The organism is Bradyrhizobium sp. 215_C5_N1_1, from assembly GCF_052075935.1.
Lineage (GTDB): Bacteria > Pseudomonadota > Alphaproteobacteria > Rhizobiales > Xanthobacteraceae > Bradyrhizobium > Bradyrhizobium barranii.
The window spans coordinates 8,106,267-8,126,544 of record NZ_CP197228.1 but is presented as its reverse complement, the minus strand read 5'-3'; the positions used below and the strand labels follow the sequence as shown (position 1 = coordinate 8,126,544).

The following is a 20,278-nucleotide window of genomic DNA, read 5'->3' as shown; positions in this document are numbered from 1 at the left end:
CGCCTGTAACTGCCAATTTTTGCGTCAACCGACCCCAACCGATGAAGAGGGTATCATGATCACTCGCAGACTGGTTCTTGCCGGCGCCGCCGCGCTCGCGTTCACGACTTCGGCCTCCGCCGACGACTGGAAAGCCAAATATCCCGAACTGACCTTCGCGGTCATTCCGGCGGAAAACGCCTCGGGCGTGACCGAGCGCTGGGCGCCGTTCATGAACTATCTCTCCAAGGAATTGGGCGTGAAGGTCACGCTGCGCATCGCCAACGACTACGCCGCCGTCATCGAGGGCCAGCGCGCCGGCAACATCCATATCGCCAGCTACGGCTCGGCGTCGTTCGCCCGCGCCCGTCTGACCGGCGTCAAGACCGATGCCTTCGCCAACGACATCAACGCCGACGGTTCGACCGGCTACTACTCGGTGTTCTTCGTCAAGGCGAGCAGCCCCTACAAGAGCGTCGACCAGCTCAAGGGCAAGAACCTCGGCCTCGTCGACCCGAACTCGACCTCCGGCAACAATGTGCCGCGCTTCGAGCTCGACAAGATGGGCATCACGGATGCCGACACCTATTTCAGCAAGGTCGTCTTCACCGGTAGCCACGAGAACGCGATCCTGGCGCTGGCGCAGGGCACGGTCGACGTTGCGGCCAACCAGTGGACCAGCGATGACGATTCCACGCTGGCGCAGATGCTGACCAAGGGCATGCTGAAGAATGCCGACGGCTCGCCGATGAAGAAGGACGATTTCCGCATCATCCACAAGTCGGCGCCGATCATCAACGGCCCCTACGCCTACAATTCCGACCTGCCGGAAGATGCCAAGGCGGCGATCGCCAAGGCGTTCTTCGACGCGCCGGCCAAGGACAAGGCGGCCTTCGATCGCCTCCAGGACGGCCAGAAGAAGGGTTTCCATCCCGCCACCACCAAGGACTGGGATGGCACGATCGAGCTGATCAAGTTCGTCGATGCACTGCGTAAGAAGAAGGCGTCCTGAGTTTCGGGACGATCGCACTGGAGCCGGGTCGATGGACCCGGCTCTTTCTCTTTGATCGACCACCTTCCCTGGCCAGATGACCGTCGCGGTTTCGATCCTCCCCGAGCAGCAGCTCGCCGTGCTGAACGCGGCCTATCGCCAGGCGGTCGCGCGCAAGCGGCTCCGACTCCTGTTGGGGCTGGTGATCTTTGCCGCAGCGCTATTTCTTGCCGCGATCGGCGCGGAAGTGAACCTGCGCACCTTCTTCGCCCATTTCGGCAATTTCATCAGCTATTTCGACCGCATTCTCACGCTCGAGAGCGGCCAGCGGGTCTGGACCGATGCCGGCGAATGGCTGTGGGGCTGGCGCAAATGGCTGAAGATGCTGGGCGAGACGTTGCTGATCTCCTATGTCGGCACGCTGATCGGCGCGACCTTGGCCTTCGCCTTGAATTTCTTCGCGGCTGAGAACACCTCACCGTTGCCCTGGCTGCGCTTCGTGGTGCGCCGCCTGCTCGAATTCGCCCGCACCGTGCCGGGCATCGTCTTCGCGCTGATCTTCGTGATCGCCTTCGGCCTCGGGCCGATGGCCGGCGTGCTCGCGATCGCGATCCACTCCACCGGCGCGCTCGGCAAGTTGTTCTCCGAGATCGTTGAGAATGCCGACATGAAGCCGGTTGAAGGCATCCGCTCGACCGGCGCGAGCTGGCTCTCCTGCATGCGCTTCGCCGTGGTGCCGCAGGTGACCGCGGGCTATGCCAGCTATGCGCTGCTGCGCTTCGAGATCAACGTCCGCGAGGCCTCGGTCATGGGCTTCGTCGGTGCCGGCGGGATCGGCCAGGAGCTCGTCGTCGCCATCCGCAAGTTCTATTACTCCGACGTCAGTGCCATCCTGCTCACCATCATCATCACGGTCTTCATCATCGACATCAGCACGGGCTGGCTGCGCGGCCGTCTGTTCGGCAAGGAGGCGCGGACGTGACGAGACCGCAGGAGGTCGACACGCGAGAGCTTCGCGCACGCTACCCCGATGTGTTCGACCGCCCCGCCTCGGCGCGGCTCGCGATGCCGGCGATGATCGTCGCGGCGTTTGCGATTCTGGTCTACGGCCTCGTCGATCTCGACTTCTCGCCGTCGCGATTCTTTGCAGGGCTGAGCCAGCTCGGCTGGATCAGCCTGATGATGATCCCGCCCGATCCTGGTTCCTCGCTGCCGGTCTATCTGAAGGCGCTGGGCGAGACGCTGTCGATCGCGCTGCTCGGCACGACGCTGGCGGCGGTGTTCGCGCTTCCGGTCAGCCTGCTGGCCGCGCGCAACGTCATACCCTCGCAGATCCTGCGTTTTCCGGTTCGCCGCTTCCTGGATTCGATCCGCGGCGTGGACACCCTGATCTGGGCGCTGGTCTGGATCAATGTCGTCGGCCTCGGCCCGTTCGCCGGTGTGCTGGCGATTGCCGTGTCGGATTTCGGTGCGTTCGGAAAACTGTTCTCGGAGGCGATCGAAGGCGCCGACCAGAAGCAGGTCGAAGGCGTCCGCGCCTCCGGCGGCAGTGCTTTGCACGAAATCCGCTTCGGCCTGCTGCCGCAGGTGCTGCCCGTGATCGCCGGCCAGGTGCTCTATTTCATCGAATCCAACACGCGCTCGGCAACGATCATCGGCATCGTCGGCGCCGGCGGCATCGGCCTCCAGCTCGCCGAGCAGATCCGCGTGCTGGAATGGCAGCGGGTGTCGTTCCTGATCCTGATGATTCTGGTCGCCGTCGCCGCGATCGATTTCATCTCGAGCAAGTTGCGGTTTGCGATCATTGGGCGCAGGGCGGTGGCGTAGCTTTCTTCCTTCTCCCCTTGTGGGAGAAGGTGGCGCGAAGCGCCGGATGAGGGGTCTGCCTCCTCAAACTCAGATCGGTGTTTGCAGAGACATACCCCTCACCCGTCTCGTCGCTTCGCGACGAGCCACCCTCTCCCACAAGGGGCCTGTTGCGTAATTCGTCAATTGTGATTCCCTAGGGCAAAGCCTTGGAGGGTAGCGATGGCGGTCAAGCGGACGGGACAGCCGAGCTTTGTGGAAGCGCTGATGCCGAAGGGAGCCGGCGCCAATGCGGCGCTGGATCGGCTGGCTGGCCTGGTCAAGTGGTACCGGTTCGAGAAGCTGATCGGCCATTTGCGGGATGAAGGGGGGCCCGGTCGACCAGGCTATCCGGTGCTGGTGCTGTTTCGTGCTGTGCTGTTGCAGTCGCTGTATGGTCTTTCGGAGCGCGAACTCGAGGAAGCGCTGGGCGACCGGTTGTCGTTCAAGCGCTTCGTCGGTTTGAGCCTTGAGGATGCGACGCCCGACCACACGGTCCTGAACCGCTTCCGGAACCAGCTCGTTGAACAAGGCCTGCTGGAGAAGCTGTTTGGCGAACTGGATCGTCAGCTTGAGAATGCCGGCGTGATCCTCAAGCGCGGCACGATGCTGGATGCGACCTTGATCCAGGCAGTCTCGGCTCCGCCCAAGGAGGATCGCCCCTCAAACGATCCTGATGCCCGGTTTGCCAAACGGCAGGGCAAAAGCGGCTCGACCTTCGGCTACAAGGCCCATGTCGGTGTCGACGAAGGATCCGGCTTGATCCGCGCGGTGTTGACCACACCCGCTAACGTCAACGATACGACACCGGCGGACGCTTTGATCCGCGGCGATGAAGCCGTGGTCTGGGCCGATGCGGCTTACGACACCCATGCCCGACGGGCCCGGCTGAAGGCGGAAGGCAAGAAGCCCCGCATCGCTCGTCGGCCCAACAGACATCACCCGGAACTGCCGCCCAGGCTCAAACGCTACAACCTCCTCATCGCGCGTCGACGAGCCCAGGTCGAGACCACCTTCGCTACTCTCAAACGCCGCATGCGGCTGACCTGCATCCGCTACGTCGGTCTGATCAAGGCGACCGGGCAAGTCCTGCTCGCCTCGATCGCCTTCAACATGAGGCGGTGGGCCACGATCGCCGCGTGAGCTGCCCGCTCAGGGCGACAACTACAGATCTTGCCAGGCAATTGCCGGGACCAGGGCACTCGCTCCTGACGTCTTCAGCCTCAAGAGCCGATAACGCAACAGGCCCACAAGGGGAGAGGGGAAGAGAGCGCCGCTCACCCGTTCTCCACCAGAAACTCCACCCGCTCCGCCGCGAACCGCGAATGCTTCGTCACCAGCGGCTTGCCGGCGAGATCGTGGTCGGTCGCGTCGACCACCAGGATCGGCCGTCCCAGCGGCAGATCGAGCCGCGCGGCATCGGTTGCGTCCACGATGCCGGCGGTGATCCGGGTCGCGCCGCGACTGTAGTCGCGGACGCCGTAGTGCTCGAGCAGTTTCGTCATCGAGCGCGTCGCGGCGAATACCTCACCCGCGCCCGGGAACAATTCCGCTGACAGCCAGGTGGTGGAGACGCAGATCGGCGTGCGGTCGGCGAGGCGGATCGCCTCGATTCGCACCAGCGGTGCGCCGGCCTTCAATCCCAGTTCGCGCGCGAGTTCGCGGGTTGCGACGTCGCCGGACGCTTCGATCAGCCGGCCATGCGGTTCGCGGCCATCGGCGCCGACGATCTCGGAGAAGCGGGTGCGCGAGCGCAAGGGATAAGCGAGGCGCTGCGCCTCGACATAGGTTCCGCTGCCGCGTTCGGCGCGCACGATGCCGCGCTCGGCAAGCGCGGCCAGCGCGCGCCGCACGGTGTGGCGGTTCACCCGATAGGTTTCGGCGATCTCCATCTCGCCCGGCAGCTTGTCGCCGGCGGCAAAGCGGCCGTCGGCGATGCCGCGCTCGATGCCGTCGGCAACGAGGCGCCACAGCGCGACGCCCGAAGAGGCTGTGTCCTGCATGCTCATGTCGCCGAGAAGCCTACTTCAGAAATCACACGTTTGTCACGAAACAGTCATGGCGCTTCCGTATCAAGTTGTCTATTATCATAGACAACTTGGATTCGGCAAGTTCTGCAGAAAAGTTCGGTGGATTTGGTGACCCAGCACAACAACCAGCAAGTCCAGCGCAAGGCCGCGATGGCCGTGCTGGCGCACGCGGAGGCGGGCGAGATCGCCGCTCGCCTCCGCGCTCTCGCCCTGCCGGCGCATCAGGAGCTACGCGCGCCGGAAAACGGTCTCGTCATGCTGCGCGGCCGGGTCGGCGGCGACGGCGCGCCGTTCAATGTCGGTGAAGCCACGGTGTCTCGCGCAGCGGTCCGGCTCGCGAGCGGCGAGGTCGGCTTCGGCTACACGCTGGGGCGCGATGGCGAAAAGGCGCGGCTGATCGCGCTGTGCGACGCACTGGCGCAGTCCAGTGATTTCGGCGAGGCGGTGGAGCGTGACGTTATCGCGCCGTTGCGCGAGCAGCTTATGATCCAGCGCAAGCAGGCGGCCGCCGAGACCGCTGCGACGAAGGTTGATTTCTACACCATGGTGCGCGGTGAGGGGTGAGGCCATGACCACGATTGCGGAACTACCGCCGGGTTTCGTCGACAAGGTTCTGTCGGCCCAATCGACCTTTCGTTCGGTGATGGACGCGATGGCGCGGCCGGGCACGGTCCAGCGCATTGTGCCGATGGCGGGATCGCCCGGCCCGATGATGCGCGGCACCGCCGCGATCGCGCTGACGCTGTTCGATCACGACACGCCGCTCTGGCTCGATGCAAGGATGGCGGAGAGATCGGACGTGGTGAAATGGCTCAAGTTCCACACCGGCGCGCCGGTGGTGCAGGACTCTTCGATTGCGAGTTTCGCGCTGATCAGCGACGGCGCCTTGCTTCCGGCGCTCGAACGCTTCGCGCTCGGCACCAACGAATATCCGGATCGCTCGACCACAGTGATCCTTCAGGTCGAGAGCCTGGATTCGGGGCGCAGCTTCGAATTGCGTGGCCCCGGCATCGACGGTGTCGCGACGCTTCAGGCCTCGATCAGGCCTTTCGACCTGTTCGAACGGCTGCAGTTCAACGAGGCGCTGTTTCCGCGCGGCATCGATTTGGTGCTGGTCGCCGATGATGCCGTGGTTGCGATCCCGCGCACCACGCGTGTCGTGAACAAGGGAAGCTAGTCGCATGTATGTCGCAGTCAAAGGCGGCGAGCGCGCCATCGAGAACGCCCATCGCCTGCTCGCCAATGCGCGGCGTGGCGACCAGAGCGTTTCCGAGGTCACGCTGGATCAGATCTCGGAGCAGCTTGGCCTCGCCGTGGACCGCGTCATGAGCGAAGGGTCGCTCTATGACCGCGAGCTCGCGGCGCTCGCGATCAAGCAGGCGCGCGGGGACCTGATCGAGGCGATCTTCCTGGTCCGCGCCTTCCGCGCCACCCTGCCGCGCTTCGGCGCCAGCGAGCCGGTCGAGACCGGCGCGATGCGGGTGCAGCGGCGGGTGTCGGCGACCTTCAAGGACATTCCCGGCGGCCAGATCCTCGGGCCGACCTTCGACTACACGCATCGTCTGCTCGATCCCTCGCTTGGCCAGGGCTTTGTGCCTGAAGTGCCGGCGACGGCCGAAGCTTCGACGGCGCCCACGCCGCGTGTGACCGACATTCTGGGCCGCGACGGGCTGATCGAGTCCTCTCCGCGGGCCGAAGACGGCGCCAGCGTCGGCGATCTCACGCGCGAACCGCTGAACTTCCCGGCCGATCGCGACCTGCGCCTGCAAAACCTCGCGCGCGGTGACGAAGGCTTTCTGCTGGCGATGGGTTATTCCACCCAGCGTGGTTACGGCCGTAACCATCCCTTCGTCGGCGAGATCCGCTTCGGCGAGGTCGAGGTCGAATTTTTCGCGGAAGACGTCGGCTTCGCGGTGCCGCTCGGCTCCATCGAGCTCACCGAGTGCCAGATGGTCAACCAGTTCAAGGGTTCGGCGACGGAAGCGCCGTGCTTCACCCGCGGCTATGGTCTTGCCTTCGGCCAGAGCGAGCGCAAGACCATGTCGATGGCGCTGGTCGACCGGGCGCTGCGTGCCCGCGAGCTCGGCGAAGAGGCCGTAGCCCCGGCGCAAGATGAAGAATTCGTGATGTCGCATTCGGACAACGTCCAGGCGACCGGCTTCGTCGAGCATCTGAAGCTGCCGCATTATGTCGACTTCCAGTCCGAGCTCGGCCTCCTTCGCAAGCTGCGCAAGGAATTTGCCGAGGCCAATGCGCCCGACGCCATGAAGGAGGCCGCGGAATGAACGCGCCCGCCTACAATTTCGCCTATCTCGACGAGCAGACCAAGCGGATGATCCGCCGCGCGATCCTCAAGGCGATTGCTATTCCGGGTTATCAGGTGCCGTTCGCCAGCCGTGAAATGCCGATGCCCTATGGCTGGGGCACCGGCGGCGTGCAGGTGACCGCGGCGATCCTGGGGCCGCAGGATGTGCTGAAGGTGATCGACCAGGGTTCCGACGACACGACGAATGCGATCTCGATCCGCAAATTCTTCGCCAAGACCGCCGGCGTCGCCACGACCACGGCAACAGAAGATGCGACCGTGATCCAGACCCGTCACCGCATCCCGGAGACCGCGCTGCACGCGAACCAGGTGCTGGTCTATCAGGTGCCGATCCCGGAGCCGTTGCGTTTCCTCGAACCGCGCGAGACCGAGACGCGGCGCATGCATGCGCTGGCCGAATACGGCCTGATGCATGTGAAGCTCTACGAGGACATCGCCCGCTTCGGCCACATCGCCACCGCCTACGCCTATCCGGTGAAGGTGAACGCGCGCTACGTGATGGACCCGTCGCCGACGCCGAAATTCGACAATCCCAAGATGGACAATTGCCCGGCGCTGCAATTGTTCGGCGCCGGTCGCGAGAAGCGCATCTATGCGATCCCGCCCTATACGCAGGTGGTGTCGCTCGATTTCGAGGATCACCCGTTCGAGCCGTACCGCTTCAACGCGCCCTGCGCGCTGTGCGCGGCCGAGAATTCCTATCTCGACGAGATCGTCACCGACGACAAGGGCGGGCGCATGTTCGTGTGCTCGGACACCGACTATTGCGAGGGCCGCCAGGCCGCCGGCCATCACGGCAGCCTCAGCGCCGCGCCGTACAAGGACAAGGCGGGCTCACATGGCTGATCAAGACATGGCTGATCTCGATAAGCTCGAAAACGACCAGCCGCTGCTGGTCGCAGAATCCCTCAGCAAATCCTATGGCCGCATCGCCGCGTGCCGCGACGTGTCGTTCTCGCTCTACCCCGGCGAGGTGCTGGCGATCGTCGGCGAGTCCGGCTCGGGCAAGTCGACGCTGCTGCAAATGCTGTCGGGCCAGCTCGCGCCGAGCGCCGGCCAGGTGTCGTACCGGATGCGTGACGGCGTCACCCGCGATCTCACGAGCCTTGGCGAAGCCGAGCGACGCTTCCTGTTCCGCACCGACTGGGGCTATGTCCACCAGGATCCCGCGCAGGGCCTGCGCATGGCGGTCTCGGCCGGCGCCAATGTCGGCGAGCGGCTGATGGCGGTGGGCTGGAATCACTACGGCCGCATTCGCGATACCGCGTCGGACTGGCTCACCCGCGTCGAGATCGACATCGCGCGCATCGACGATGCACCGCGCACCTATTCCGGCGGCATGCGCCAGCGTCTCCAGATCGCGCGCAACCTCGTCACCGAGCCGCGGCTGGTGTTCATGGACGAGCCGACCGGCGGTCTGGACGTGTCTGTCCAGGCGCGCCTGCTCGACCTCGTGCGCAGCCTCGTCGCGGAGCTGCACCTCGCCGTCATCATCGTCACCCACGATCTCGCGGTCGCGCGACTGCTGTCGCATCGCGTGATGGTGATGAAGGGCGGCCGTGTCATCGAGACCGGTCTCACCGACCAGGTGCTCGATGACCCCCGCGAGCCCTATACCCAGCTCCTCGTCTCCTCGATTTTGCCGCCATAAGCCTTCCAAGATGAGTTTTCCGATGACCGCCATGATCGACATCGCCGCCGCGAAAAAGACCTTTACGATGCACCTGCAGGGCGGCATCGAATTGCCTGTCGTCAGCGGCGTGACCTTCCACGTCAACCCGGGCGAATGCGTCGTGCTCTCAGGCCCGTCCGGGGCCGGCAAGTCGTCGATCCTGAAGATGATCTTTGGCAACTACCGCTGCGACTCCGGCCGCATCGGCATCCGCCACCGCGGCGCGGTGGTCGATCTCGCCACCGCCGAGCCGCGGCAGGTCCTCAACATCCGCCGCTCCACCATCGGCTACGTCAGCCAGTTTTTGCGGGCGGTGCCGCGTGTTGCGACCATCGACGTCGTCGCGGAGCCACTGATCGTGAACGGCACGGCCCGCGCCGACGCACAGGCCCGCGCCGGCGAGTTGCTGCACCGCCTCAACATTCCTGAAAGACTCTGGCAGTTGCCGCCCGCGACTTTCTCCGGCGGCGAGCAGCAGCGCGTCAACATCGCGCGCGGCTTCATCTCGGAGCTGCCGATCCTGCTGCTGGACGAGCCGACCGCCTCGCTCGATGCCGCCAACCGCGCCGTCGTGGTCGATCTGGTCGCGGAGAAGAAGTGCCAGGGCGTCGCCATGGTCGCCATTGTCCACGACGACGAAATCCGCCATTTGATTGCCGACCGTATTGTTGACGTCACCAGCTTTGCCGCCGCCGCCTGAAGGAAATGGAAATGAACGCCAAGCCGAAGGACACAGTGATCGCCAACGCCAGGATCGTGCTGGCTGACCGGGTGATCGAGCAGGGCTGGCTCGCTCTCGCGGATGGACGCATCGCCGAGATCGGCGAGGGCAGGGCGCCTGCGGGCGCCGAGGATGCCGGCGGCGACCTCATCATGCCCGGCCTGATCGAGCTCCACACCGACCACCTCGAAGCGCATTACGTGCCGCGCCCAAAGGTGTTCTGGAACCCGGTCGCTGCCGTCATCTCCTATGACGGCCAGCTCGCGACGTCAGGCATCACCACCGTGTTCGACTCGCTCCGGGTCTGGCGCGAGGACGGCGCCGAGGAAGTCGATGGCCGCGCCGGCGTGCTCGCCGCCGCCATCACGACCGCCCGCGATGCCGACCTGCTGCGCGCCGACCACTTCCTGCATCTGCGCTGCGAAATCCCGATGCCGAGCGTGGTGGAGGAGGCCAAGGAGCTGATCGATCGTCCCGACGTCAAGCTGATGTCGCTGATGGACCACACGCCCGGCCAGCGCCAGTTCCGCGACGAGGTCAAGCTGCGCGACTATTATCGCGGCAAGGGCGGCGGCAAGACCGATGCCGAGCTCGACGAGCTGTTCGCGAAGCGCTTCGAGTATCAGAAGCTCTATGCCGCGACCAACATGCGCGAGATCGTGTCGCTGGCGCACAAATACAACATTCCGCTGGCGAGCCACGACGACACCACCGAGGAGAACGTCGTGGACGCCGTGCGCGATCGCGTCTCGGTGGCGGAGTTCCCGACGACGCTGGAGGCCGCGCGCGGCCTGCATCAGGCCGGCATCGACATCCTGATGGGTGCGCCGAACGTCGTGCGCGGCGGCTCGCACTCCGGCAACATCGCCGCGGTCGATCTCGCCCGCGAGGGCCTGCTCGACATCCTGTCGTCGGACTACATCCCGTCCAGCCTCCTGATGGCCGCGCTGCAATTGCCGGAGCATGTGCCCGCGATCAGCCTGCCGGCGGCGGTTCGTACCGTGACGAAGGCGCCGGCCGAGGCGGTTGGCCTTTTGGATCGTGGCGAGGTCGCGATCGGCAAGCGCGCCGACCTGATCCGCGTGCATGTCGCAGGCGACGTTCCCGTGGTCCGCAGCGTCTGGCGCGAAGGAAACCGCGTCGCATGAGCGAGACCGCGACCATGGCACACGATGAGGCCAGCGGGATCGGACCCGGGCGGCTCGTGCTCGTGGTCGGTCCCAGCGGTGCCGGCAAGGACACGCTGTTGCGGCTCGCACAGGCGGCCTGCGTCGACGATCGCGACATCGTCTTTCCGCGCCGTGTCGTGACGCGCGAATCTTCCGAAACCGAAGACAACATGGCGATGAGCCAGGACGAATTCCGCCGCGCGCGCGAGCACGGCGATTTCGCCGTGCACTGGGAAGCACACGGTCATTCCTACGCTCTTCCGCTCGAAATCAATGATGACATCCTCGCCGGCCGGGCCGTCGTCGCCAATGTCTCGCGCACGGTGATCGGCGCGCTCCGCCAGGCCTATACCAACGTCGTCGTGGTCGCGATCACGGCGCCGCCTGACGTGCTGGCGCAGCGGCTTGCTGCCCGGGCCCGGCACAGCGACGGCAATATCGCGGATCGCCTCGCGCGCAGCGTCGACGACGCATCGGCCAATGCCGATGTCACCATCCTCAACGCGGGCAGCGCGGACTATCACAGCCGCCAGCTCGTGCGTGTGATCAGGAACGAAGGCTGGCACGAATAGCCGGCGCAACAAGGAGAACGGAATGTCGGTGATTGAAACGGTCGAACAGCTGGAGGCCATCTACGGTGCCGTTGGTGATGCCTCGACCGTGAAAGTCGCCGACCACGTTACCCCGCTCTACCGCATCTTCATCGAGAAGGCGCCGTTTGCCGCGCTCGCCACCATCGGGCCGGAAGGGATCGACTGCTCGCCGCGGGGCGATCTCCCCGGCTTCGTTCGCATCCATGATCCGAAGACGCTGATGCTGCCGGATCGCCGCGGCAACAACCGGGTCGACTCCTTGCGCAACATCGTGCGCGATCCCAGGGTGTCGCTGATGTTCCTGATCCCCGGTTCCGGCAATGCGGTGCGGGCCAACGGCCGCGCTTGTCTCTCCGTCGATCCCGAGCTGCTCGCCTCGTTCAAGGTCGAGGGCAAGGCGCCGCGCAGCGTCATGGTGATGAATGTGGACGAAATCTATTTCCAGTGCGCCCGCGCCATCGTCCGCTCCGACCTCTGGAATCCCGACAAGCGGATCGATCCGAAGACGCTGCCGACGCCCGGCCAGATTCTCGCCGAGATGAGCGAGAACAAGGTCGGCGGCGCGGAGTACGACCGCATCTGGCCGGAGCGCGCTGCGGCGACGATGTGGTAGCTCTCTCTTACCCTCTCCCCCTTGTGGGAGAGGGTGGATCGCCGCGAAGCGGCGAGACGGGTGAGGGGTATCTCTCCTCACGAAAAGGAGCCGTAGGGTGGGCAAAGGCGCACTTGCGCCGTGCCCACCACCCATCCAACACCGCGATAGAAATGGTGGGCACGCTCCGCTTTGCCCACCCTACGGCTCACGAAGAGCGGTGCGCGCCGAGAGATACCCCTCATCCGGCGCTTCGCGCCACCTTCTCCCGCAAGGGGAGAAGGAAAGGCGGCACCATCTTCGCTCCTAGTTAAACGCCATCCCGCCACTCAGCGCGATGGTCTGCCCGGTCATGTAGGCATTGTCGACCAGCAGCATCACGGTTTTCGCCACCTCATCGGCCGTGCCGAAGCGGCCGAGCGGGATGCGGCTGACGAGCTGGGGCTGGCCGCTCATCATGTCGGTCTCGATCAGTGACGGAGCTACCGCGTTGACGGTGATGCCTTCCTTCACCAACCGCGCCGCATAACCGCGCGTAAGGCCCTCCATGCCGGCCTTGGATGCATTGTAGTGCGGGCCGATCGAGCCGGCACCGCGCGCCGCGCCCGAGGAGATGTTGACGATGCGGCCCCATTTCCGTGCGCGCATCGACGGCAGCACCGCCTGCGTGCACAGGAAGACTGATTTCAGGTTGACCAGGATGGTACGGTCGAAATCGTCCTCGGTGAGATCGTCAACGCCGCGCGTGATGGCGATGCCGGCATTGTTGACGAGGATGTCGATCGGTCCGAGCCCGGCCGTGACGCGCTCGACCATTGTAGCCACGGCGTCGCGCTGCGAGACGTCGGCGGCAGCGACAATGGCGCGTCCGCCTTGCTTGCCGATTTCGCCTGCCAGCTTTTCGGCTTGCCCGATCTGCTCCCGGCAGTTGATCGCCACCGCCGCGCCTGATGCGGCCAGGGCGCGACAGACGGCTGCGCCAATCCCGCGCGAGCCACCGGTGACGAGCGCGGTGCGCCCCTTCAGATCATCCGCCATGTCCGGATCTCCCAAATTGTCTGTTTTGACGTCGCGCGAGCGTACCATGCCCGCCGCCCGCGCCTGTTGAACTCATTGCGAGATGAATCCGTCTGTCGGTGCTTGCACCGGGAGAAGCGCGCCAGCGCGCTCGTGCCAAATATGGATAGCCATTTCATTGACCGAACGCGCCAATCGCTCAATATTCGCAGCATCGAAACTGCTCCTCGGGCTTGATGTCGCGATATGAGAACCGATCACCAGCGTAATCCCAGCGACATGCACGCGTGCATGACGCGGCGCTGTTTCTCGGCGGCAACCGGCGCCTGTTGTTGTTGCTGATCGCCTCCTAGCAACCTCCCACAGCACAAATCCCACGACAGGAACGCCGAGATTCCGGCGAACGAGCAGTCATGTCCCAAATCCAGTCCAACGCCTACATCATTGAAATCCAAGACCGCGCCGCCGGCATCATCACAAGAGATGAGCGCGGCTTCCGCTTTTTCTCCTCCGAGCGCCTGTTCGACAGCCTCGAAGGCCGCCAGTTCCGCTCGGCGCGCGAGGCCGAACGAGCCGCGCGTGCGGTGTTTTCGGAGCGGAGCCGCCGTGCCAATTCCCCACTCTTCGCCAACTGAACCTGACGCAAAGGACCGCAACATGATTGCACGACGACATATCCTGACCGCAGCGCTTCTCCTCGCAACCGCCCTGGCCGCACCCGCACGCGCCGAGGAAAAGCCGGCGGAAATCCGCATCGGCACCCAGAAGGGCGGCTTCTTCCCGGCGGTGCGCCAGCGTCAAACGCTCGAAAACGCCTTCAGGCCGCTCGGCATCGAAGTCAGATGGATCGACTTCCAGTTCGGTCCGCCGCTGCTGGAGGCCATCAACGTCGGCAGCGTCGATTTCGGCTTCGTCGGCGACACGCCGCCGATCTTCGCGCAAGCCGGCGGCGCAAAAATAAAATATGTCGCGGCCGTGAAGTCCGAGGGCGACAACCAGGCGATCATCGTGCCGAAGGATTCAGCCATCAAGACGCTCGCCGATCTCAAAGGCAAGCGCGTCGCCTTCGGCAAGGGATCGAGCGCGCACAATCTCCTGGTCGCCTCGCTCGAAAAGGCCGGCCTGTCCTGGTCCGACATCACGCCCGCGCCGCTCGCGCCGGCCGATGCGACGGCGGCCTTCGTGAAAGGCTCGGTCGACGCCTGGTCGATCTGGGATCCCTATCTCGCGCTCGCTGAATTGAAGGAGAACGCCCGCGTTCTCGTCTTCGACAAGGACGTGCACAAGCCGAACGCCTACTACATCGCCAACACCGACTTCGTCGAGAAATATCCGTCGCTGGTCGCGAAGCTCAACACGACCTTCGCCTCCGAAGGCAAGTGGGCGGAGCAGCATCACGAGGAGGTCGCAAAGGCGCAGGCCGAGGCGACCGGCGTCGACATCGAAGCTGTCAGGCGCTTCGTCAACCGCTCCGTCTACAGCGTGGTGCCGCTCGACGCGGAGGTGATCAGGACGCAGCAGGCCGTCGCCGACCGTTTTGCAAAGCTCGGCCTGATCCCGAAGCCGGTCAACGTCTCCGACATCGTCTGGAAGTGGACGCCGGGTTCGTAAGATGAGGCTAGGAAGACGTCGTCATGCCCGGGCTTGTCCCGGGCATCCACGTTCTTCGTCCCGAATAGCTAGACGTGGATGGCCGGGACAAGCCCGGCCATGACGCCCGTGGAGGCTGTCTTCTATCTAAACCCTCAGCCCCTCAACGCCGTCAGCAATTCATCCGGGCGCTCTGCCATGATCATGTGGCCCGCGCCCGGCACCACGACGGTCTTCGCATGCGGGATCGCCGCGGCGAGCGCCTTGCCCGCCTTCGCCGGTGTCATCATGTCGCGTTCGCCGAGGATGAGCGTCGTCGCCACCTTGACGCTCGCGGCAGCAGTCAGCGCATTCGCGTAAGCATTGCAGGCCGACAAATCCCTGAACAGCACGCCCGGCTCGCAAGACTTCAGCACCGCCTGTGCGCCGCCATGCATCCACAGGCCCGGCGCGAGGCTGCCGCCGAGCTCGGCGTTGAAGCCGAGGCCCCAGATCGACACCATGTCGTTGGCATCCTGCGAGTTGGCCTCGGCCGCTTTCAGCAGATCCGGGCCGACTGACATGGTCGCGGCGGTGCCGATCAGGCTCAGCGCGGACACCTTGTCGGGGTGACGCGCCGCCGTCTCCAGCGAGATCAGCGATCCCATGGAATGGCCGATCAGGTGCGCCTTAGCCACGCCGGCCGCGGCGAGCAATGCCGCCGTCCAGTCCGCCATCTCGGCGATCGTTGACAGCGAAGGTCCGGCCGAGCGGCCGTGGCCGGGCAGGTCGGGCGCCAGCACGGAAAATCCGTGATGGGCGAACCAGCGCGTATGCAGCGCCCAGGTCGAGTGATCGAAGCCGGCGCCGTGGATGAACGCGACCGCGGGCAGGGACTTGTCGAACTCGCGGCCGCCGTTTGCGACAAACACCTCGGCGCCGTTGACAGTGAGCTTCATGGTGTCAGACCTTTTGCGAGATGCGCAGCGCCTGCGCAAGATCGTCGATGATGTCGCTTGCCGTCTCGATGCCGACCGACAGCCGCACCAGCTCTTCGCCGATGCCGGCGGCCTTGAGCTGTTCGGCATCCATCTGCTGATGCGTGGTCGAGGCCGGGTGGATCACCAGTGTCTTGGCGTCGCCGACATTGGCGAGGTGGCTGATCATGCGCAGCGACTCGATGAATTTTCGGCCGGCGGGTCGCCCGCCCTTGATGCCGAAGGAGACGATCGAGCCTGCGCCGCGCGGCAGCAATTGCTTTGCAAGCTGGTAGTCCGTGTGATCCTCCAGCGAAGGATGTAGCACCCAATCGACGGCCTTGTTCGACTTCAGCGCCTCCAGCACCAGATGTGTGTTCTGGATATGCCGGTCCATGCGCACGCCGAGCGTCTCCACGCCCTGCAAGAGCTGGAAGGCGTTGGTCGGGGACAAGCAGGCGCCGAAATCGCGCAGGCCCTCGGTGCGCGCGCGCATGATGAAGGCGCTCGTGCCGAACTGTTCGTCGAAAACGATGCCGTGATAACCGCCATAGGGCTCGGTCAGCACGCCGAACTTTCCGGAGCTACGCCAGTCGAACCGGCCGCCGTCGACGATGGCGCCGCCGATCGCGATGCCGTGGCCGCCGATCCATTTGGTTGCCGAATGCATTACGATGTCGGCGCCTAACTCGATGGGACGGCTGAGATAGGGCGTGGCAAACGTATTGTCGATCAGCAGCGGAATCTTTGCCTCATGCGCGATCGCCGCGACCTTCGGAATGTCCAGCACCTCGAGCCCGGGATTGCCGATGGTCTCGCCGATCACGAGCCGGGTGTTCGGCCTGATCGCCGCACGGAACGCGTCGAGATCGCGCGGCTTGACGAAGGTCGTGGTGATGCCGAAACGCGGCAGCGTGTGCGCCAGCAAATTGATGGTGCCGCCATAGAGCGAGCTCGACGCCACGATATGGTCGCCGGCATTCAAAAGCGTCGCGATGGCCAGATGCAGCGCGGCCATGCCGCTTGCGGTGCAGATCGCGCCGACGCCGCCTTCGAGCGCCGCGAGCCGCTCTTCCAGCACACCGGTGGTCGGATTGGAGATGCGCGTATAGATGTGGCCGGCGCGCTCCAGATTGAACAGCGCGGCGGCGTGGTCGGAATCCTGGAACACATAGGACGTGGTCTGGTAGATCGGCACCGCGCGGGCGCCGGTCGCGGGATCCGGATGCTGTCCCGCGTGCAGGCTCAGGGTCTCGAAGGCTGGCGGTTTCGGCGCGGGCATGCGTGGCCTCGTTGGTCGGTCGGCGGAGGCGGCCGTTGTGCCACAAAATGGTGCGCGAAGTCAGCCCATTGACAGCGCCGCCTAACCCCGGATCGCCTGCTCGATCGTGCGCGCCTCCCGCAGCAGGATCTCCACGACTTCCTGCTCGCGGCGGGGGCCGAGCCTCGTCCGAACGGCGGAGACCGTCATCGCTGCGGCCGGCTGTCCGTCCGGGGTCTTGATCCAGGTGGAGATCGATTTCGTGCCCTGCACGAGGCCGATCTCCCGCATGCCATACCCCAGCCGTCTCGCGGCGGTGACCTGGCCGAGCACCGTCGCGACGTCGGTCCGGTAGGCCCCGAATCGCTTCTCGTTGGCCGCGACGATTTTTCGCGCGTCCTGCGCCGGCATCGCGGCGAGGATGGCGACGCCTGCGCTAGAGACGCCGAGCGGCCGGCGCGCGCCGACCTCGATCGACAGCACCTGGATCGGATAGATGCCGATCCTGCGATCGACGCACAGCGTGTCGTTGCCGGTCCGCACCGTCAGGAACAGCGTGTCGCCGATCTCGGTGGAGGCACGCCGCAGCGACGGATTTGCCGCGACCAGCAGCCGCGACGGCCGCGGGCGCGCAAGTGCGAGCTCCGGCACCTGGTTGCCGATCGCGTAGCGGCCGGTTCGCTCGTAACGTTCGACGATGCCTTCCTCGATCAGCACGTGGACGATGCGATGCACCGTCGGGCGGGTGAGGCCGGTCGCGCGCACGACCTCGGCCAGTGGCACGCCGTCTTCGCGGCCTGCGGCAAGAATACGCAGCACCGCGAGGGCGCGCCGGATCGCCTGCGCGCCCTGTCGCGGCTCTGCCGTTCCGCGGGCGGATGTTGCGGAGTTTGTCTTGTCCATATTATGGACAAGAACGCCACAATTCACTCGACAGGTAAAGCGCTCATCTGGAGATTGCGCCGCGATCGAGCGCCATGCGCGACGTCACGGCATTCGATATGGAATTGGAAGCGCCGCCGGGAGGTTAACATGAGATTAATCTGGATTGCCATAGCTGCCGCAGCCGCGATGCTGGCGGGACCCGCATCGGGCCAGCAATGGCCGGCGCGCAGCGTCAAGCTGATCGTGCCCTATCCGGCCGGCGGTAATGTCGACAGCGCCGCGCGCATCGTCGCCGACAAGCTCCAGGAAAAGCTCGGCCAGCCCTTCATCATCGAGAACAAGGCCGGCGCCGGCGGCATGATCGCGGGCGAAGCCTTCGCGAAATCGGCGCCCGACGGTTACACGCTGTTCGTCGGTGCCAACGGTCCGGTGCTGTTCGCGACTGAGATCAACAAGCGCGAGGCCTATAACTGGAAGAAGGATTTTCTTCCGATCTCGACGATCTCGATGACGCCGCTGGTGCTCGAAGTGCACCCGTCCGTGCAGGCCACGACGTTCAAGGAATTCATCGAGCTCGCCAAGCGCGAGCCCGGCAAGCTGACCATGGCCTCGCCCGGCCCCGGCACCACCAACCATCTGCTCAGCGAGCTGATGCAGTCGAGCCTCGATCTGCAATGGGTCACCGCGCATTACCGCGGCAACGCGCCGGCGATCAACGATCTCCTGGGCGGACAGGTGCAGTTCGCATTCGACCAGCTCACGGTCAGCCTCCAGCACATCAAGGCCGGCCTGTTCCGCGCGCTCGCCGTCACCAGCCCGCATCGCCTGAAGTCGCTGCCTGACGTGCCGACCTTCGCCGAGCTCGGCTACAAGGATTTCGACGGCCAGACCTTTACGGGCCTGTTCGCGCCTGCCGGCACGCCGGCGCCGATCGTCGACAAACTTCACGAGACGCTGGTTGCGATCCTGAAAGATCCCGGTGTGATCGACAAGTTCGAGAAGCTTGGCGGCGAATCCACCCCGATGACGCCGGACGAGTTCAAGGCCTATCTCGCGCGCGAGGACGCCAAGTGGATTCCGGTCGTGCGCAAGGCCAACATCAAGGCTGACTGATCGATGCGGATCGACCCCACCGAGCTCGGCGCGGAGCGCATCTACCGGCTGATGACCGGCATCGTGGTGCCGCGCCCGATCGCGTGGGTCACGAGCCTGTCGCGCTCCGGCGTGCTCAACCTCGCCCCCTTCAGCGCCTTCACCTTCGTCTCGCAGAAGCCGCCGATGCTGGCCATCAGCGTCGGCCGCAAGGGCGCTGACTACAAGGACACCGCGCACAACATCCTCGACACCGAGGAATACGTGATCCACATAGCCGATACCCCGCTGATGTCTGCGGTGCACGACAGCTCCGTCGAGCATCCGCCTGAAATCAGCGAGGTCGAGCATCTCGGGCTGGAGACGCTGCCGTGCGAGCGGATCAAGGTGTCGCGGCTTGCGGCAGCACCGGTGGCGATGGAATGTCGCTTCCGGCAGTGCCTCGAATTCGGCGATGCCCGCAGCCGGCTGATCGTCGGCGAGGTCGTGATGTTCCACATCCGCGACGGCCTCGTGAACGACGGCAAGGTCGAGACCGCGGCGCTCGACCCGATCGCGCGCATCGGCGGCCCGCGCTACGCCCGCCTCGGCGAGATCGTGACGCTGAACACTGTCTTCCAGACGCCCAAATCCAAAGACTGAGCGCGCGGCCCATCGCGCGGGCCCTCGTGCCTGAAGACCATTGGAGAACACGACAATGCGACTCGTAAGCTATCTCTTGGACGGAGAGCCGCGCTATGGCGCGGCGGTGGATGGCGGCGTCGTCGATCTGACCAGGCGGATCGGCCGCGACTTCTCCGACGTGAAAGCGCTGATCGCGGCCAACGCGCTCGCGGACGCGAAGGAAGCGGTGGCCGGACAAAAACCCGACCACGCGCTGGAAAGCCTCGTCCTGCTTCCGCCGGTGCTGGCGCCGGAAAAGCTCTGGTGCATCGGCGTCAACTACGCCGAGCGCAATGCCGAGTATAAAGACAGTTCGGACCTGCCTAAATATCCCAGCCTGTTCGTGCGCAGCATGTCGTCGATGACGGGCTCCGGCCAGCCGATCGAGAAGCCGCATGTGTCCGACCAGCTCGACTATGAAGGCGAGCTCGTCATCGTGATCGGCCGGGGCGGCCGTCACATCCCGCGCGAACAGGCCTTCGCCCACATCTTCGGCATGACCCTGTGCAATGAGGGCACGATCCGCGACTGGCTGCGCCACGGCAAGTTCAACGTCACCCAGGGCAAGAATTTCGATCGCTCCGGCAGCATCGGGCCGTGGATCGTCACGTCTGACGAGCTCGATCCGCGCGGGCCTCATGACATCATCACGCGCGTCAACGGCGAGGTGCGGCAGCAGGACACGACCGAGCGGCTGATGTTCCCGTTCGATTTCCTAATCTCCTATCTCTCCACCTTTGCCACCCTGAAGCCCGGCGACATGATCGTAACAGGCACGCCGACGGGCGCGGGCGCGCGTTTCGATCCGCCGCGCTGGCTGAGGGTGGGCGACGTCGTCGAGGTCGAGTCTACTGGCATCGGCGTGCTGCGCAACACCGTCGCCGCGGAGCAGTAAG

23 protein-coding genes are annotated in these 20,278 nt (G+C 65.1%); 18 read left to right on the top strand and 5 right to left on the bottom strand.

Annotated elements, in window-relative coordinates:
• Positions 1-55 precede the first annotated feature (55 nt).
• The 4 genes from phnD to AB7G19_RS38975 all read left to right on the top strand — a co-directional run bounded on the left by phnD (position 56) and on the right by AB7G19_RS38975 (position 3,958).
• Positions 56-991: a phosphonate ABC transporter substrate-binding protein gene (gene phnD, locus AB7G19_RS38990; RefSeq protein ID WP_063979768.1), complete on the top strand. Its 936-nt coding sequence runs from the start codon at positions 56-58 to the stop codon at positions 989-991.
• 76 nt (positions 992-1,067) lie between these two features.
• Entirely contained in the window at positions 1,068-1,952 is an 885-nt protein-coding gene (gene phnE, locus AB7G19_RS38985) for a phosphonate ABC transporter, permease protein PhnE (protein WP_085400048.1), read from the top strand.
• Positions 1,949-2,797, top strand: coding sequence for a phosphonate ABC transporter, permease protein PhnE (gene phnE / locus AB7G19_RS38980; RefSeq protein ID WP_085400050.1), 849 nt, complete (start codon positions 1,949-1,951; stop codon positions 2,795-2,797). Before phnE (AB7G19_RS38985) ends, phnE (AB7G19_RS38980) begins: the two co-directional genes overlap by 4 nt.
• A 201-nt stretch (positions 2,798-2,998) precedes the next feature.
• On the top strand, positions 2,999-3,958 hold the full coding sequence (locus AB7G19_RS38975; RefSeq protein ID WP_085398127.1) for an IS5 family transposase: 960 nt from the start codon (positions 2,999-3,001) through the stop codon (positions 3,956-3,958).
• Between the two features lie 134 nt (positions 3,959-4,092).
• Here AB7G19_RS38975 and phnF read toward each other — a convergent pair whose 3' ends face one another.
• Positions 4,093-4,824, bottom strand: coding sequence for a phosphonate metabolism transcriptional regulator PhnF (phnF, locus tag AB7G19_RS38970; protein ID WP_071909231.1), 732 nt, complete (start codon positions 4,822-4,824; stop codon positions 4,093-4,095).
• A 120-nt stretch (positions 4,825-4,944) separates the two neighbouring features.
• Between phnF and phnG the strand changes: the two genes are divergently transcribed.
• The 9 genes from phnG to AB7G19_RS38925 are packed head-to-tail and all read left to right on the top strand — an operon-like array spanning position 4,945 to position 11,939.
• The gene (gene phnG, locus AB7G19_RS38965) at positions 4,945-5,409 is read left to right on the top strand and encodes a phosphonate C-P lyase system protein PhnG (RefSeq protein ID WP_085400868.1); all 465 of its coding nucleotides are present in this window, start codon (positions 4,945-4,947) and stop codon (positions 5,407-5,409) included.
• A 4-nt stretch (positions 5,410-5,413) separates the two neighbouring features.
• A complete protein-coding gene (phnH, locus tag AB7G19_RS38960; RefSeq protein WP_085400870.1) occupies positions 5,414-6,022 on the top strand; it encodes a phosphonate C-P lyase system protein PhnH in 609 nt (202 codons plus the stop codon).
• A 4-nt stretch (positions 6,023-6,026) separates the two neighbouring features.
• Entirely contained in the window at positions 6,027-7,130 is a 1,104-nt protein-coding gene (locus AB7G19_RS38955) for a carbon-phosphorus lyase complex subunit PhnI (RefSeq protein ID WP_085400872.1), read from the top strand.
• Positions 7,127-8,017 carry an alpha-D-ribose 1-methylphosphonate 5-phosphate C-P-lyase PhnJ gene (locus AB7G19_RS38950; protein ID WP_085400873.1) on the top strand — a complete coding sequence of 297 codons (891 nt, stop codon included), beginning with the start codon at positions 7,127-7,129 and terminating at the stop codon, positions 8,015-8,017. Before AB7G19_RS38955 ends, AB7G19_RS38950 begins: the two co-directional genes overlap by 4 nt.
• 7 nt (positions 8,018-8,024) lie before the next feature.
• Positions 8,025-8,822 (top strand): phosphonate C-P lyase system protein PhnK, encoded by a 798-nt coding sequence (phnK, locus tag AB7G19_RS38945; protein ID WP_085400875.1) that lies wholly within the window; start codon positions 8,025-8,027, stop codon positions 8,820-8,822.
• Positions 8,823-8,844: 22 nt separating this feature from the next.
• Entirely contained in the window at positions 8,845-9,543 is a 699-nt protein-coding gene (gene phnL, locus AB7G19_RS38940) for a phosphonate C-P lyase system protein PhnL (protein ID WP_085400877.1), read from the top strand.
• Between the two features lie 11 nt (positions 9,544-9,554).
• On the top strand, positions 9,555-10,712 hold the full coding sequence (locus AB7G19_RS38935) for an alpha-D-ribose 1-methylphosphonate 5-triphosphate diphosphatase (protein WP_085400972.1): 1,158 nt from the start codon (positions 9,555-9,557) through the stop codon (positions 10,710-10,712).
• A complete protein-coding gene (gene phnN, locus AB7G19_RS38930) occupies positions 10,709-11,305 on the top strand; it encodes a phosphonate metabolism protein/1,5-bisphosphokinase (PRPP-forming) PhnN (RefSeq protein WP_135216932.1) in 597 nt (198 codons plus the stop codon). Before AB7G19_RS38935 ends, phnN begins: the two co-directional genes overlap by 4 nt.
• A gap of 22 nt (positions 11,306-11,327) precedes the next feature.
• Positions 11,328-11,939, top strand: coding sequence for a pyridoxamine 5'-phosphate oxidase family protein (locus AB7G19_RS38925; RefSeq protein ID WP_071909237.1), 612 nt, complete (start codon positions 11,328-11,330; stop codon positions 11,937-11,939).
• A 285-nt stretch (positions 11,940-12,224) separates the two neighbouring features.
• Here the strand turns inward: AB7G19_RS38925 and AB7G19_RS38920 are convergent, their stop codons facing one another.
• Positions 12,225-12,956 (bottom strand): SDR family NAD(P)-dependent oxidoreductase, encoded by a 732-nt coding sequence (locus AB7G19_RS38920; protein ID WP_135216931.1) that lies wholly within the window; start codon positions 12,954-12,956, stop codon positions 12,225-12,227.
• Positions 12,957-13,348: 392 nt separating this feature from the next.
• On the opposite strand from AB7G19_RS38920, the gene AB7G19_RS38915 reads away from it, so the two are divergent.
• A complete protein-coding gene (locus AB7G19_RS38915; protein WP_085400880.1) occupies positions 13,349-13,570 on the top strand; it encodes a hypothetical protein in 222 nt (73 codons plus the stop codon).
• A 22-nt stretch (positions 13,571-13,592) separates the two neighbouring features.
• Positions 13,593-14,546 carry an aliphatic sulfonate ABC transporter substrate-binding protein gene (locus tag AB7G19_RS38910; protein ID WP_085400882.1) on the top strand — a complete coding sequence of 318 codons (954 nt, stop codon included), beginning with the start codon at positions 13,593-13,595 and terminating at the stop codon, positions 14,544-14,546.
• A 134-nt stretch (positions 14,547-14,680) separates the two neighbouring features.
• Here AB7G19_RS38910 and AB7G19_RS38905 read toward each other — a convergent pair whose 3' ends face one another.
• The 3 genes from AB7G19_RS38905 to AB7G19_RS38895 form a co-directional block, all read right to left on the bottom strand.
• On the bottom strand, positions 14,681-15,463 hold the full coding sequence (locus tag AB7G19_RS38905; protein WP_085400883.1) for an alpha/beta fold hydrolase: 783 nt from the start codon (positions 15,461-15,463) through the stop codon (positions 14,681-14,683).
• Between the two features lie 4 nt (positions 15,464-15,467).
• Positions 15,468-16,763 carry an O-acetylhomoserine aminocarboxypropyltransferase gene (locus tag AB7G19_RS38900; RefSeq protein ID WP_085400885.1) on the bottom strand — a complete coding sequence of 432 codons (1,296 nt, stop codon included), beginning with the start codon at positions 16,761-16,763 and terminating at the stop codon, positions 15,468-15,470.
• 81 nt (positions 16,764-16,844) lie between these two features.
• Positions 16,845-17,645, bottom strand: a complete 801-nt coding sequence (locus AB7G19_RS38895; RefSeq protein ID WP_085400886.1) for an IclR family transcriptional regulator — start codon at positions 17,643-17,645, stop codon at positions 16,845-16,847.
• A 129-nt stretch (positions 17,646-17,774) separates the two neighbouring features.
• Here AB7G19_RS38895 and AB7G19_RS38890 point away from each other — a divergent pair, with 129 nt between their 5' ends.
• Genes AB7G19_RS38890 through AB7G19_RS38880 form a run of 3 tightly spaced genes read left to right on the top strand, consistent with a single transcriptional unit; the run spans position 17,775 to position 20,277 of the window.
• Positions 17,775-18,740 (top strand): Bug family tripartite tricarboxylate transporter substrate binding protein, encoded by a 966-nt coding sequence (locus AB7G19_RS38890; RefSeq protein WP_085400888.1) that lies wholly within the window; start codon positions 17,775-17,777, stop codon positions 18,738-18,740.
• 3 nt (positions 18,741-18,743) lie between these two features.
• Positions 18,744-19,361: a flavin reductase family protein gene (locus AB7G19_RS38885; protein ID WP_135216929.1), complete on the top strand. Its 618-nt coding sequence runs from the start codon at positions 18,744-18,746 to the stop codon at positions 19,359-19,361.
• Positions 19,362-19,416: 55 nt separating this feature from the next.
• The gene (locus AB7G19_RS38880) at positions 19,417-20,277 is read left to right on the top strand and encodes a fumarylacetoacetate hydrolase family protein (protein ID WP_354079055.1); all 861 of its coding nucleotides are present in this window, start codon (positions 19,417-19,419) and stop codon (positions 20,275-20,277) included.
• Position 20,278: the final 1 nt, after the last annotated feature.